This is a genomic window from Fusibacter tunisiensis (assembly GCF_016908355.1).
In the GTDB taxonomy this organism is placed as follows: domain Bacteria; phylum Bacillota; class Clostridia; order Peptostreptococcales; family Acidaminobacteraceae; genus Fusibacter_D; species Fusibacter_D tunisiensis.
Window position 1 is genome coordinate 1 of the sequence record NZ_JAFBDT010000038.1, and the last position, 12302, is coordinate 12302.

The window sequence follows — 12302 nt, forward strand, 5'->3', positions numbered from 1 at the left end:
GGTGATGAAACCAATCCACAACACTATGTTAATTATATCGTATAAGAAAGGATAATGACCGTAACTTGACTACGAGTTCATTATACAAGGTGATGGGGTGAACATAAGAGATGTTGCAAAGCGGGCAGGGGTTTCTGTGGCGACGGTAAGCCGGGTTTTAAACCATCCGGATCAGGTAACTGAAAAAACACGGGATCATATCCATGAAATTATGAAAGAAATGGATTATACACCTAATTGGTTTGCAAGGGGACTTAACTTAAACAGAACCGGGTTAATTGCACTTATGGTACCGAATATTATAAATCCTATTTATACAGAAATTGCTAAAGGTGTTGAAGAAATTGCCCATAGCAAGGGCTATAGCACTTTTCTTTGCAACTCAGAGGATTCTATTAAGAAAGAATCTGACTATATTGAGATGCTCACGCATAGGAAAGTAGATGGGCTTATCTTTATTGGCGGACATTTGGACCCCACACTTATGGAACGTATAGAGAAAAACCAATTGCCTGCTGTGATGATTGGCTCAATTCAAGGGGATTGGAAATTCAGTCAGGTGTATTCTGATTTTTTTGATGGGGCTCAAAAAGCGACTGGGCATCTTATTGAAAGTGGCATTAAGAACATAGCCCACATATCCGGTGATCTAAGGTTTATTGAGAGCCAGGAAAAGTTGAAAGGCTATAAAGCTGCACTTGAAAATACAGGGTTAACCTGGGAAGACCAGTGGATTATATCAGGGGATGATTCTATTGAAGGGGGTTACCTCGCAGCAAAGCGACTTTTGCGGCTCGATAAAATACCTGAAGCTATTTTTGTGGCCAATGACTGGATGGCCTTTGGTGCAATGGATGCCATAAAAACTGAAGGGTTAAAAATCCCAAATGATATTGCAATTGTAGGCTTTGACAACAATAGAATGTCGGCTTTAATGGATCCGAAACTAACGACAATCCAATTGCCGGCCTATAGAATGGGATTGACAGCCTGCCGACTTTTGTTTGATGAAATTGAGTCTGGAGCGGAGAATCGGACGTCTATTTATTTACCAGTAACTCTAAAAGTTAGGCAATCATGTGGCCATGTCAGTGGCATCAAGACAATATTTGGGGAATAGGGGGAACACATGCGACTTAAAACAGAATTTATGGGACTGTCTTTGAAAAATCCAATTTTAGTGGCTGCAGGTCCTTGGAGTCGAACGCCTGATAGGATTCAAAGATCGTTGGATGCCGGTGCCGCAGCTGTAATTACTGAAACAATTGCCATGGAAGTGCGCCAAAATGTACGTCCTTGGCTCTATTATAAAAACGGTGGATATGAAAATACGAGAATGTATAGTGACCACGCACTAGAAGAATGGATGCAGTTTATTAAAAAGATTAAGTCAGACGGTGGGACTGTAATTGCAAGTGTTATGGCACATTCACCTTCAGAAATGGCCTATATTTCTAAAAGCGTTTGCAAAGCGGGGGCCGATGCCATTGAACTTGGCGTTTCAATTCCGCATGGTGAAAGTGTTGCGGTTATGGGGTCTAATCCCGAATACCTATACAATTCCATCAAGCGTGTGGTTCAAACAGTTGATATTCCAGTTATGGTGAAGTTTTCACCACATGTAACAAATATTACAGCCCTTGCAAAAGTAGTTGAGGATGCAGGTGCAGCTTCAATCAGTGCAATTGATACTGTTAGAAGCATCCTTGGTGTGGATTTGGAGCGTCAAAGACCTCTACTTCAAACGTATGGTGGCTTGTCGGGGCCGCCAATTAAACCCATTGGTTTGGCAACGGTTGCGTCTATTGCACAGTCTGTTGATATTGATGTTTGTGGCATTGGCGGGATTGAAACTTATTCAGATGTACTGGAATATATGATGCTTGGGGCATCTGCCGTTCAAATTGGGTCTGGCCTACTTAACAAAGGCGTTCATGTAATTGATGAAGTGATTCAAGACTTAGATCAGTGGTTATCCAGAAAAAATTATAAGGTATCCGATGTTGTTGGGGCTGCACTTGGGGGGCTAAAACCCATAGATGACATGGAAGTTTTACCTTATCGGGCAGTTGTAACTGGAAATTGCCCGCTCGAAGCTTGTAATATGTGCGCTGAAGGGTGTGTTGCATCTGCAATTACCATAGAGGCGGGGGCCATTAAAATTGATGCAAAAAAATGTATTGGATGTGGTCTATGTGTTAGCAAATGTAAAAATGGATGTATTGAATTGAGTTGGCGATTTTAGACACCAATAGAGCGTGTTTGTTAACTTATTATAGTGGGTAACATATTTGTGTGAGGTGGTGGATATGAGTCGTAAATTTGTGTCTTTGATTATGATATTTTTAATGGCTTTGGCGCTTTATGGTTGCGGGGCTAATGAGAGCACAACACAAGTGGTAGTGTCTGAATCAGAGTTTTATTACACAAAAGAGGATGTTGCACTTTACCTTCATACCTTTAATCGACTTCCGGATAATTATATAACCAAGTCAGAAGCGGATGACCTTGGATGGAAATCCAGCGAAGGCAATCTATGGGAAGTAGCTGAAGGGATGGTTATTGGCGGTGATCGGTTTGGAAATCGCGAAGGACTTTTACCTGAAAGCGATGGAAGGGTATACTATGAATGTGATGTGGCATATGAAGGGGGATATAGAGGCGCTGAGCGCCTTGTTTATTCAAATGATGGTTTGATATATTATACTTCTGATCATTATGAATCCTTCACGTTGCTTTATGGGGAGTGATAAAATGAAAAAAGTCTATATAGAGGGCGGACAATCCGTAACGAAAGCGGATTTGCACCTTCAGATAAAAAATAAAATGGGATTCCCGGACCACTATGGACAAAATTTAGATGCACTTTATGATGTGCTTTCAACTTGGGATATCCCTGTAGAAATATGTGTTTTGAATCCTTCAAAGTTAATCCACAATTTGGGCAAATATGCAGAGGACTTTTTAAAAACAATTGAGGAAGCAGGAGAAGTAAATTGGAAAGTTAAATTATCCACTGAGGAGGCCGCCTATGAAATCTGCTAAAATTATATCTTTTATTGGTCTGATGGCCATGACTGGCGTTCTATTTTATGGGTTTACCCAGGGCGATTTTTTTGCAGATGGGGGTGAACTTTTAGCCAACCCTTGGGGTATCGTATCCATGGTGGACTTATATGTTGGCTTTGTTCTTTTTTCTTTGTGGATTGTCTTTCGTGAAAAAAGCAGGGTTCACGCTGTAATCTGGGTTATTCTCATGATGGTATTTGGATTTTTCACCGGAGCGCTTTACGTTTTGATTCAATTGATTCGAGCCAATGGGGATATGAAACAATTTTTCTATGGAGATAGGGAACATGTATAAGCGCAGAGGCATTCTTTTATTAAGTGTATGTATAATTTTTTTGGCTTTGGGTGGCTTAGTTTGGGCTTCCGAAGAAGCACCGATTGAAGGCAAATATACGTTTCCAAAAGCACAAGAGAGCTATGAAGACAACTCAACATCTGGTTATTTTAAGACGCTTGAGTTACGTGTAAAAGAGGAACCTTTTAACTTAGTGGCAACCCTAATTTTCTTTTTAGCCATAGCCCATACTATGTTTTCAAGTTACTTTATAAAGAAAGCCCACAGGATGGCGGAAAAGTACCAACAACGTATTCGTGACGGAAAGGCAGAAAAACACTCAAATTCTATTCCAGCAAGCATTTTGCATTTGCTTGGAGAGGTTGAAACTATTTTTGGGATTTGGGCCATTGCTTTGGCTGTTGCCATATCAATTTTTTATGATTGGAACACATTTGTAAACTACATTAACAGTTTGCATTATACAGAACCGCTGTTTGTAATTGTAATTATGACCATTGCATCTAGTCGGCCCATCATTAAATTGTTTGAGATGGTTATGTGGCGAATTGTCAGAACCTTGGGTGACAGTCTTGAAATTTGGTGGCTTTCAATATTAATATTGGCCCCCCTTATGGGTTCTTTTATCACAGAACCAGCCGCAATGACCATTGCCGCTTTTTTATTGGCAGAGAAGTTTTTTAGCTTAAATCCGAGTCGAAAATTAAGGTATGTAACTTTGGCACTCTTGTTTGTCAATGTCTCCATTGGGGGCGTTTTAACCAATTTTGCAGCGCCACCTGTTCTTATGGTAGCAAGCAAGTGGAACTGGAGTACTGGGTTTATGTTTTTAAATTTTGGGTGGAAAGCAATTATAGCAATTGTTTTATCAACAGGGGCTTATTTTCTTTTGATGAAAAAGGATTTTGAAGCCTTAAAAGCGCCTTATGAATACTATCGATATAAGAAATATATTCAGAAGCGCTTTATCAGTCAAAAGGAGCTTGAAGAGAGTTTTGAAGAACTTGAACGAATTGTAGACAAACGTTTGGGATTTAGCAAAGAGGTTGAAGCTTATAGTGGTATTTTAAAGGAAAATATCAAGGCGTTAGCTGAAATGAAATTGTCAGAGGAGGAACATAAGGCATATGGTCTTGATAAAGCAATAGATGAGAAATTTGATGGCATTAAAACTGAGGAATTTAGAAGGACACTTCCTGTATTGTTGCCTGAAAATCAACGGCCTGAATTATATGATACCAAATGGGATGAAAGAGAAGATCAAGTCCCTGCTTGGATAATAGGCATTCATATAGGCTTTTTAATTTGGACAGTTTTTAATGCACACCACCCAGTTTTATTTTTGGCAGGATTCTTTTTTTATCTTGGATTTTATCAAGTAACCGCATTTTATCAAAATCGTTTGGATTTAAAACCGGCTTTACTAGTTGCCTTTTTTTTAGCCAGTATTATGATTCATGGAAACCTTCAAGGGTGGTGGATTGCCCCCTTACTTGGATCTCTAGAACCACTGGGACTCAATCTTACAGCAATTGTTCTTACTGCTTTTAACGACAATGCTGCAATAACCTATTTAAGTACTTTGGTTTCCAATTTTGGGGATTCAATGAAATATGCTGTGGTATCAGGCGCTGTAACAGGAGGCGGATTGACTTTAATTGCCAATGCGCCAAACCCGGTTGGACAATCCATCTTAAAACGATTTTTTAAAGAGGGGATTTCTGCACCGATGCTTCTTAAATATGCGTTATTGCCAACAGCTATCGCGGCTTTAGTGTTTAATTTAGTGCACTAACTTTGGAGGTTGAGATGATTGTTTTAAAAAAATTTATACCCTCCTCTTTTGATGCTGTAGATTCTGCAGTACACTCGATAGAGACTTTTTTAGAAATGGAATGTCCAGCAATAGGTGAACATGACGTGTTTCGAATTAAGTTTATGATCCGAGAAATGCTGAATAATGGCGTTGAACATGGCAATCATTTTGATCCTGAAAAAAAAGTAGGGTGTATCTTGCATGCAGACCCACCAAATTTGACGTTCGATTTTTATGATGAGGGTCCAGGGGTGGAAGTAGATGAAACGATTATTCCAGATGAAAAAGAGTCACCCTTGAGAGAACGTCATCGTGGGTATCAAACAATTCTTGAAATGGGATTTAACATTCAAATAAATAGAGATTACATACGCGTTACTTATGTAACGGGTAAGGAGGCAAATTGATGGACGTACAATTAAATGGGGAACGCGTAAAACTCAATTTAGATATGGGGCTTACGGCAAATCACGTGGCAGACTTAAACGAGCAAGTGGAGCGCTTGTTGCCTGAAGATCATAAATTTAGAGAACTCATTTTTGACTTGTGTAATACCGAAAACATTGATTCTGTCGGGGTTACTTTTGTAATTTCGCTCTATAAAGCGATGAAGTCAAAAAAGAAATCTTTTAGAATTGTCGGGGCAAATGAGGACGTTCAAAGTCTCTTTAAACTTATGAAGTTGGACCAGTTTTTTGAGATTGATTATTGAAGGGGGGAAGTATGTCTTATCGTATATTGATTGCAGATGACGCCACCATTAATCGAAAACTTATAAAGGATATCTTATCCAATAGCATCGGCGGGACTGATTTTTTTGAAGCGGAAAATGGCAATGAAGTCTTGAAAATCTTGTCAAAAACATCAATTGATTTGATTCTATTAGATTTGGTCATGCCTGAAATGGATGGTTTTGAGACGCTTAAAATTATAAAAGAAAATGATCAGTATAAAGATATCCCCGTTATTGTGAACAGTTCGATTACCGAAATCCAATCCATAGAGAATATTCTTAGAGAGGGTGCAGTGGATTATTTTACCAAACCACTTTCTGTAGATGACATGAATATTATATTGCCATTAAAGGCGAAAAACGCACTGCTAATGCATGAGCAAAACAAACTCATTTCAGAAGAACTCAAGTATGCAAATTTGTTTGCAAATATTATGCTCCCTAAAGCAGGTGGGATTGGAAATACAGAATTATTTATTAAGTATCACCCGACTATGGGCATAGGGGGCGACTTTTTCGACTGTGTTGAGAAAGACGATGCGGTTTATTTTATGATAGCAGATGTAACTGGGCATGGCATTGCTGCTGGGATGGCATCTTCAATGGTGAAAATCTTGTTCCGAAAATGCGTGGAACACCGAGACATGACGCCAGATGAAATTTTAAGTGAAACCAACCGGTCTATATTTGAGATTTTTGATTTTGCAGGAAAGGACAATTTCTTTGTGTTCACAGCTTTTGTGGGACGTCTCAAAGGTGGGATTTTTGAGTATGCAAACGCAGGGCAACCTTACCCTGTTGTTTATCACCGAGCGTCAGAAACAATTGAAGAAATACGTCAAAATGGATTTTTAGTTGGCGTTTTTGAAGGTCTTAAGTATCAAACTGAAAAGATGACCTTAAATACGGGTGACAGCATTTTTCTATACACGGATGGTCTTTTTTGCTCAGGAGAGTCTTCGGATATAACGGGATGGAAACAAGTCGTTCAGTTTAGTGAGCAGTATAAAGGCCTATTAAATAAAGATCCAAATGAGTTTATGGATCAAGTTTATTATGGCTTTCATCTGATCAATAAAGCAAAGCAAACGGATTTTACGGATGATGTTGCAATGATGATTATACAGGTAAAATAGAAAACCAGCTGTGGCAGTTTTAAACAAAACTGCTACAGACTGGTTTTTATAGTGGCCAAAAGAAGAGAATAAGGGGTGCGCCAACAATTAGTATCAGAAGGGTCAGTGGGAAACCTAATTTTGCATAATCCCTAAAATGATAACCGCCAGGTCCCATAACCAGCATGTTTGATTGATGCCCAATTGGGGTCATAAAGGCAGATGATGAAGCGACACAAACACCCATTAAAAGTGGGTCTGGAGACACACCCATAAACTGTGAAAGGCTCAAGGCTATTGGGGCCATCAAAATTGCAGCCGCAGAGTTGTTAATCAAATTGGTTAAGAGAATTGTAAAAAACATTAATGAGAACAGAACCAACTCATTTGGCATAAATTTTGAAATATAGACGAGCGATTTGGCGATTGTATCGGCACCTCCTGAAAGTTGGAGCGCTTCACCGTATTGGAGGAGTGCGCCAAGCATGATAATAGTTGGCCATTCAATAGCCTCATAGAATTCCCTAGGCGTTAAAATACCAAGGATGACATAGGATAAGGCTGTTGCAACAAAAACAATTTGAACTGGAAAAATTTCTAAAGCTGTTAGAGCAATTGCAGCAACAAACATAAATAATGTCAGGTGTTTTTCTTTTGCATTTTTCTTCGATGTCATAGAAACACCACGTTCGGCAAGAGGAAGACATCGAAGTTTCGCATAAGTATCGTTTAATGAGTTTTCAGTTGTTTGAATTAAAAGAATATCCCCTGATTTAAATCTAAAACTTTTTAGACGTCTAATGGCAGGTGTTCCTTTTCTAGAGATTGCAATCAAGTTGACGTTATAACGATTTCTTAATTGGATATCCATAGCTGTTCTTCCAATCAGAGGTGAATCTTCTCTCAAAACGATTTCAACAAAGGCTAAACCTTGTGTTTGACTGTTCTTATCTGTGTCATTTAGATTTGTTTTTGCACCGATTAATATTAGACCAGTCTTTTCGATTAATTTTGCTAATTCAGATGGATAGGCTTTGACAATTAGAATGTCATTTAATAGCATCTGTTCATTTGCTAATGGAGCGATGATTTTCTTGTCATTACGAATAACGCTAATTACATTTATTTCTAAGTTGTATATTTTTTGAAAATCTCTTAGTGTTTTTCCAATGGCTTTACAATTATTGGTTACAAGAACTTCTGATAGGTAATTCTCTATATTGAAGAGGTCTTGTTTAAAAGATGAAGAACGATTAGGCGTAAGTCTAGCGCCAAAGAGGGATAAAAATAGAAGTCCAATCAGTGTAATGCCAATTCCTACAGGGAAAAAATCAAAAAAGGCAAATGGTTCGCCTAAAGCTTCTTCTCTAAAACCTGAAATAATTAAGTTTGGAGGCGTTCCAATTTCTGTCATCATGCCTCCAAGTAGGGAAGCAAAAGCAACAGGCATGAGAAATTTAGAAGGCGAAATTTCACTTTCTTTGGCTACTTTTATGGCAATTGGCATAATTAAAGCTAAAGCGCCAACATTATTCATGAAAGCGGACACAATCGCTGTAATTGCAGTTAAACTCAATAATTTAAGCGGTAGACTTTTAATGTTGTGATTTAAGTAAATCACTAAAAAATCAATTGCGCCAGTTCTTATGAGGGCATTGCTGATTACAAGTACTGCAGCAACAGTAATTACAGCAGGTTGGGAAAAGCCATTAAAAGTATCTGAAGGGTCAATCGCACCAATTAGAACCAGCAGTATCAGGCCCAACAAAGCGACAAAATCATATCGAAGTCGACCATCTACAAATAAAAATAACGAAAAACCTATAATTGCAAATACTAAATATTGTTGCAAGAAGACCCCCCCTTTAATCCTAAACGGAGAAAGTAGTAAATGGCCAAGGGTATAAGCGCCATGTATTGTAATATGTGGAGCAATACGGCTAGTATGGCGGACTCAGCTGTTGTAAAATGTGTCATGGTCAGTGCGGTAACGGTGGCGTATTGAAAAATTCCAATGCCGCCCGGCGCTGAAGGAATTAGCATTCCTAAATTTGTAAAAATCAATACAAGGAGTGCGCCTAACAGTTCTTGACCACTTCCACCTATACTTATAATGCCCATCCATATAGAACCGTAAACCATTGTCCACGATAAAAGCATGTAAAAAAGAATAATGCCCCAGTTTTTAAGACTGTTAAAAGGGGGCGTGTGAATAAGGGCGAAAAACCTTTGAATTGGTTTTATAGAAGTGAGTTTTGAAAGACCATAGAAAAAAAGAGGGCCTATAACACCACCTAAAAGAATCAAAATTTGGATTGTTTTCACTTTGCTTTCAATTTCAGGACTAAATGGGAGGAAAAAAGCGGTTGTTACAGCGATGAGTGCTAGAACGACCACATCCATAAGCCTTTCTGATAGAAGATAAAGGGCAATATTTGATATTTTTTTATTTGGATATAAAGTCCGAATTGCACCTATTCTAAGGGCTTCTCCCATTCTGAAGGGGAGGACCATATTGGCACCGTTCCCAAGTGTTATGGCTTTAAAAACAGAATGTGTTTTTAAATCTCGATCAAAGCCATGATGCCAAGCCATGGCTCTGAAGCCTTGTCCGCTCACATAAAATAGGATGGATAAGAAAATATAAGGCAATTTTACAGATGTCAAAGTTAAAGTGGAAAAATCTACACTTTGTAATCGATTTAAAAGTAAGATAACAAATCCACCTGAAATGAGAAAACTAATAAGGCCTTTGATTAGGCTTGAGTTTTTGAGCTCACCGAATTTCATAGAGTCCCCTTTTGGCATTTTTATATACTGTCTTGATGTCGCGAAGCATTTTTATAGAATCCTTAAATGGATTTACTTTGGAACCGCTTGAGTGCATAAGTTTTACTGGGATTCTAACGATTTTAAGATGGTTGATCCGTGCTATTTTTAGGAGTTCAATATCAAAGCCAAAACCATTGATTTCAACCAATGGAAAAAGCGTATGTGCTGTGTCTTTTTTAAAAGCCTTAAAACCACATTGTGTATCTTTGACGTCCAAATTTAAAAAAAGATTTACAATAAAAGAGAATGCTTTTGACATGATATTGCGATAGAATGGATAAGGAATCCCATTTTCCGCATGATAGAGATCTCGTGCCCCAATAACCAGAGCTGTAGTCTCATCTTTAAAGTGTTTTATGGCAACTTCGATATTATCCAGTGCGTATGGCAAGTCTGCATCCGTAAAGAAAATATAATCACCCGTTGCTGCCAAAATACCACTCTTAAGTGTTTTTCCTTTGCCTGCGTGGGGTTGTTTTAGCACCTTTACACCTAGATTTGAAAAGGTTTCTGCTATGGCAACTGTGTCATCAGTGCTGCCATCATCAACAATAATGATTTCATAACATTCAAAATGCGATTTCATATAATACGTGGCTTCTTCCAGTGTATGTATGATTCTTTTTGACTCATTGTAAGCGGGAACCACCAAAGAAATTTTCATAAGAACCTCTATTCATATATAAATTAACTTTATTATAACAAAAAAACACCAAAGGAGCATTTTATGATTGATAATTTTATATTTAGCCTGTCCAGTGCTTTACCGATTTTCTTAGTGATGGCTATTGGATATGGTCTCAAAATGAAGGGCATTATTACCGATGAATTTGTTAAAAAAGCGAATGCCATTGTCTTTTATGTCGCTTTGCCGGTAAAACTCTTTAGTGATGTTTTTTATAGCCCTTTGGATGCATTTGCAGATTATAGATTTATCGCTTTTGTGGTGGTTGGGACTTTAATTACCATCGTCGTCGCTTGGGGTGTTGGGTATTTGGCAATCAAAGATAGAAGGCAGTTGGGCGCATTTGTTCAAGGGGCGTATAGGGGGAACTTTCTTTATATTGGCCTGTCACTAATGGAAAATGTTATGGGACGAATTGGTGCAAAGGCCCCTCTTGCCATAGCATTGATTGTGCCGCTTTACAACGTTTCTGCTGTGGTAATTCTTTCTGTTTTAAGCGGTTCAAGGGAAACAAAAATTGATTATAAGGGCATTTTGAAAGGTATCCTTACAAATCCTATGATTATAGCCGTTGTTTTAGGCATGCTGGCCTCAACATTAAATGTGGAATTGCCCATTATCCTTGAACGCACTGTAGGGTATTTTGAAGTTTTAGCAACGCCTTTGGCCCTTCTTACCATTGGTGGTTCCTTTAAGCTGGGGAAATTATCGAAAAATTTGGGACCTGCGTTGATTGCTAGTTTTTTGAAATTAATTCTTTTTCCTGCAATCGCAGTATTTACCGCTGTAAAAATGGGATTTAGTAGTGAAGACACAATGCTTTTATCTTAGAACAGTATAGAGAAAATGATATAGGGTTTCTAGTAAAATTATACCATTCAAGGATTTTAATGCAATATTAAGATTTTCCCACATAAAAAACCTTAGAATAATGTCTATTCTAAGGTTTAAAATATAACTAAGCTATTTTATTTATTTCTATTGTACCATTTGTCATTTGCTCCTTTTTTAGCTTCTTTTCCAGCTTCAACAGCCATAGATATATCTTCTTCTACTGTTTCTTGATCTATTCTTACTATTTTTCCATCTAATTTATCTATAATTAAATCATTCACATGTCCTTCTTTTTCTTCTGTTGCAATAAGAATAGCTCCAATAGTATTCTCAGGGATTAAATTTATGGTTTCTTCAAATATAGATAAGGCTCCCTTAATTTCTTTAACATCTCTAAAACTTCCTATGACACTACCTGTAAACCAACCAAGTAAAACTCCTAGTGGTCCAGCTAAAATACCTATGACCATACCTATTAAACTGCCTTTTACACTTTGGTCTTTTCCTGTGAAATCTATAAAATCTATTGGTTCTAATAAGTGATTTGGTGTATGTTTTAATACAGCCATTTGCTCACCTTTTATTATTCCTTTACTATGAAGTATTTTTATTTCTGAAAAAGCCTGAAAAGCTTTACTTTCAGAATCAAAACTCATTATCATTACTTGTTTACTCATATTCCATTCCTCCTATTTTTCTTTTGTGTTTTTTCCCAAATTTCATCTGCTGCCACTTCCCAATCTGTAGCTACCTGTTTACACTTGTTGCATAAATTATTTACATCCTAAATTCCACGTGTGTTTTTTATTAGCTTCAAAAATCACTATTTCACGAAGAATTTAGACTGCTTCTCACACATTGTAACATTATTTACAACCACCTTTCAATCATTTTTGATAAATCATTGATTTCATCTTTGGAGT

The 12302-nt window shown here is 37.7% G+C and carries 14 protein-coding genes; 10 read left to right on the forward strand and 4 right to left on the reverse strand.

Going from position 1 to position 12302, the window contains the following annotated elements; translation table 11 throughout:
* The first annotated feature begins 97 nt into the window (after nt 1–97).
* The 9 genes from JOC49_RS12375 to JOC49_RS12415 all read left to right on the forward strand — a co-directional run bounded on the left by JOC49_RS12375 (nt 98) and on the right by JOC49_RS12415 (nt 7049).
* Nucleotides 98–1120, forward strand: coding sequence for a substrate-binding domain-containing protein (locus JOC49_RS12375; RefSeq protein ID WP_204665349.1), 1023 nt, complete (start codon nt 98–100; stop codon nt 1118–1120).
* A gap of 9 nt (nt 1121–1129) precedes the next feature.
* A complete protein-coding gene (locus JOC49_RS12380; RefSeq protein WP_204665362.1) occupies nt 1130–2245 on the forward strand; it encodes a 4Fe-4S binding protein in 1116 nt (371 codons plus the stop codon).
* Between the two features lie 64 nt (nt 2246–2309).
* Nucleotides 2310–2750, forward strand: coding sequence for a ribonuclease domain-containing protein (locus JOC49_RS12385; protein ID WP_204665350.1), 441 nt, complete (start codon nt 2310–2312; stop codon nt 2748–2750).
* A gap of 4 nt (nt 2751–2754) precedes the next feature.
* Nucleotides 2755–3045 (forward strand): barstar family protein, encoded by a 291-nt coding sequence (locus JOC49_RS12390; RefSeq protein WP_204665351.1) that lies wholly within the window; start codon nt 2755–2757, stop codon nt 3043–3045.
* Nucleotides 3032–3364, forward strand: a complete 333-nt coding sequence (locus JOC49_RS12395; RefSeq protein ID WP_204665352.1) for a DUF1475 family protein — start codon at nt 3032–3034, stop codon at nt 3362–3364. Before JOC49_RS12390 ends, JOC49_RS12395 begins: the two co-directional genes overlap by 14 nt.
* Complete coding sequence (locus JOC49_RS12400; protein WP_204665353.1) at nt 3357–5159, forward strand: putative Na+/H+ antiporter; 1803 nt, start codon at nt 3357–3359, stop codon at nt 5157–5159. Before JOC49_RS12395 ends, JOC49_RS12400 begins: the two co-directional genes overlap by 8 nt.
* 14 nt (nt 5160–5173) lie before the next feature.
* Nucleotides 5174–5587, forward strand: a complete 414-nt coding sequence (locus JOC49_RS12405; RefSeq protein ID WP_204665354.1) for an ATP-binding protein — start codon at nt 5174–5176, stop codon at nt 5585–5587.
* Nucleotides 5587–5892 (forward strand): STAS domain-containing protein, encoded by a 306-nt coding sequence (locus tag JOC49_RS12410; protein WP_204665355.1) that lies wholly within the window; start codon nt 5587–5589, stop codon nt 5890–5892. The genes JOC49_RS12405 and JOC49_RS12410 overlap by 1 nt, the downstream gene beginning before the upstream one ends.
* Nucleotides 5893–5903: 11 nt before the next feature.
* The gene (locus JOC49_RS12415) at nt 5904–7049 is read left to right on the forward strand and encodes a fused response regulator/phosphatase (protein WP_204665356.1); all 1146 of its coding nucleotides are present in this window, start codon (nt 5904–5906) and stop codon (nt 7047–7049) included.
* A 46-nt stretch (nt 7050–7095) separates the two neighbouring features.
* Here the strand turns inward: JOC49_RS12415 and JOC49_RS12420 are convergent, their stop codons facing one another.
* Genes JOC49_RS12420 through JOC49_RS12430 form a run of 3 tightly spaced genes read right to left on the reverse strand, consistent with a single transcriptional unit; the run spans nt 7096 to nt 10524 of the window.
* Nucleotides 7096–8880, reverse strand: coding sequence for an SLC13 family permease (locus JOC49_RS12420; protein WP_204665357.1), 1785 nt, complete (start codon nt 8878–8880; stop codon nt 7096–7098).
* Nucleotides 8865–9818 carry a lysylphosphatidylglycerol synthase transmembrane domain-containing protein gene (locus JOC49_RS12425; RefSeq protein ID WP_204665358.1) on the reverse strand — a complete coding sequence of 318 codons (954 nt, stop codon included), beginning with the start codon at nt 9816–9818 and terminating at the stop codon, nt 8865–8867. The genes JOC49_RS12420 and JOC49_RS12425 overlap by 16 nt, the downstream gene beginning before the upstream one ends.
* Nucleotides 9805–10524 carry a glycosyltransferase gene (locus tag JOC49_RS12430; RefSeq protein WP_204665359.1) on the reverse strand — a complete coding sequence of 240 codons (720 nt, stop codon included), beginning with the start codon at nt 10522–10524 and terminating at the stop codon, nt 9805–9807. Before JOC49_RS12430 ends, JOC49_RS12425 begins: the two co-directional genes overlap by 14 nt.
* Nucleotides 10525–10587: 63 nt before the next feature.
* On the opposite strand from JOC49_RS12430, the gene JOC49_RS12435 reads away from it, so the two are divergent.
* Nucleotides 10588–11376 carry an AEC family transporter gene (locus tag JOC49_RS12435; protein WP_204665360.1) on the forward strand — a complete coding sequence of 263 codons (789 nt, stop codon included), beginning with the start codon at nt 10588–10590 and terminating at the stop codon, nt 11374–11376.
* Nucleotides 11377–11513: 137 nt separating this feature from the next.
* On the opposite strand, the gene JOC49_RS12440 is transcribed toward JOC49_RS12435, so the two are convergent.
* On the reverse strand, nt 11514–12056 hold the full coding sequence (locus JOC49_RS12440; RefSeq protein ID WP_204665361.1) for a DUF1269 domain-containing protein: 543 nt from the start codon (nt 12054–12056) through the stop codon (nt 11514–11516).
* Nucleotides 12057–12302 lie beyond the last annotated feature (246 nt).

Excerpts from the sequence above, each read along its gene's own strand:
- JOC49_RS12380 (WP_204665362.1), top strand. The coding sequence starts at position 1,130 with ATGCGACTTAAAACAGAATTTATGGGACTGTCTTTGAAAAATCCAATT.
- JOC49_RS12385 (WP_204665350.1), top strand. The coding sequence starts at position 2,310 with ATGAGTCGTAAATTTGTGTCTTTGATTATGATATTTTTAATGGCTTTG.
- JOC49_RS12390 (WP_204665351.1), top strand. The coding sequence starts at position 2,755 with ATGAAAAAAGTCTATATAGAGGGCGGACAATCCGTAACGAAAGCGGAT.
- JOC49_RS12395 (WP_204665352.1), top strand. The coding sequence starts at position 3,032 with ATGAAATCTGCTAAAATTATATCTTTTATTGGTCTGATGGCCATGACT.
- JOC49_RS12400 (WP_204665353.1), top strand. The coding sequence starts at position 3,357 with ATGTATAAGCGCAGAGGCATTCTTTTATTAAGTGTATGTATAATTTTT.
- JOC49_RS12405 (WP_204665354.1), top strand. The coding sequence starts at position 5,174 with ATGATTGTTTTAAAAAAATTTATACCCTCCTCTTTTGATGCTGTAGAT.
- JOC49_RS12410 (WP_204665355.1), top strand. The coding sequence starts at position 5,587 with ATGGACGTACAATTAAATGGGGAACGCGTAAAACTCAATTTAGATATG.
- JOC49_RS12415 (WP_204665356.1), top strand. The coding sequence starts at position 5,904 with ATGTCTTATCGTATATTGATTGCAGATGACGCCACCATTAATCGAAAA.
- JOC49_RS12425 (WP_204665358.1), bottom strand. The coding sequence starts at position 9,818 with ATGAAATTCGGTGAGCTCAAAAACTCAAGCCTAATCAAAGGCCTTATT.
- JOC49_RS12430 (WP_204665359.1), bottom strand. The coding sequence starts at position 10,524 with ATGAAAATTTCTTTGGTGGTTCCCGCTTACAATGAGTCAAAAAGAATC.
- JOC49_RS12435 (WP_204665360.1), top strand. The coding sequence starts at position 10,588 with ATGATTGATAATTTTATATTTAGCCTGTCCAGTGCTTTACCGATTTTC.
- JOC49_RS12440 (WP_204665361.1), bottom strand. The coding sequence starts at position 12,056 with ATGAGTAAACAAGTAATGATAATGAGTTTTGATTCTGAAAGTAAAGCT.